The organism is Streptomyces spinoverrucosus (assembly GCF_006539505.1).
Taxonomy (GTDB): Bacteria; Actinomycetota; Actinomycetes; order Streptomycetales; family Streptomycetaceae; genus Streptomyces; species Streptomyces spinoverrucosus.
In genome coordinates, this window is the sequence record NZ_BJND01000192.1 from 1 (window position 1) to 1,053 (window position 1,053).

Here is a 1,053-nt window from a genome sequence, read left to right on the forward strand (position 1 = left end):
GGCTCCCCCAGTCGAAGGGCTGACTATCCCCCTGACCGCCATCCCATCAGTTGAAGCGATCCGCTTTGTAACACATGATCATTAGATAACCAAGTGAACCTAATCTGCGGATTCGGGAGAATTTATGGATTGCCGTCGCATTTCTCGCGCTTTCATATCCTTGGGACTGGGCCTCGGGATTTGCCTCGTAACTCCCTGCCTAGCGGCGTCTGCCCAGGCGAGCCAACCCCCGAGGACCAGTCAAACTCAGGAGGCTCCGGCGGTGAACGTCTCGTTTGCATCTCAAGCGATTGTTGATTCAGCGACAGGAGATCCCATTCCCCCGTCACAACTGCGCCGTGATGTGCCGTACAACCTGATCGCAAATGTGACGGACAGTGACGGGAGTCCCATGACCTGGGGGACAGTGCAACTGCAGCAATATTTGCCCGGATTCGGCTGGATCAACCAAAAAACGTATGACGTAAAGTCAGGCTCAGTAATCATGCCGCATGTCGGGTTCAACCAGGTTGGCGTCTTCGATATTCGTCTTCATTTCCAGGACAATATAGATGATGTCTATTCGCCCCCGCTACAGATAACGGTTTCGGAGTAGGAGCTCGAATCGGAAGGTCCCGCCGCAACAGCGCAAGACCGAGCCGTGCGGAAAGTCTGACCTGACGGCTTCCGGAGGCAAACAGGAACGGCCTTGCGTACGACTCGTTCACCGTCCGAAGATTGACGGGTCCGCCGTCGTATCCGCTTTCTGCTCAAGCAAGCAAGCCGGCATCGCGGGATCTTCCGCCGAGAACCTCATCAGCCTCATCAGGTCGAGGAAGCCATCGGCCGTCAGACATGGGCTCCTCCTTCGACGACTGGACGCTGCCTGCATCGCACCGCTCAGCCCGTGCCAGGGAGCCGGTGGCGGGGTGACCGGACCAGGGGACGAACGGTCTCGTGCACGGTTGGTTGCGAGGCCTCGGGCCTTGATCGTTGAACATAGTCGTGTGGGGAACGCGACTCCTGCAGCGATCATCAATGACCGAAGATCACGGGCTGCCGGACGCCCTGATT

At 57.8% G+C, this 1,053-nt stretch carries 1 protein-coding gene; it reads left to right on the forward strand.

The genetic code is table 11. From position 1 onward, the window contains the following. The first annotated feature begins 262 nt into the window (after nucleotides 1-262). Nucleotides 263-595, forward strand: a complete 333-nt coding sequence (locus tag SSP24_RS42475) for a hypothetical protein (RefSeq protein WP_141316619.1) — start codon at nucleotides 263-265, stop codon at nucleotides 593-595. Nucleotides 596-1,053: the final 458 nt, after the last annotated feature.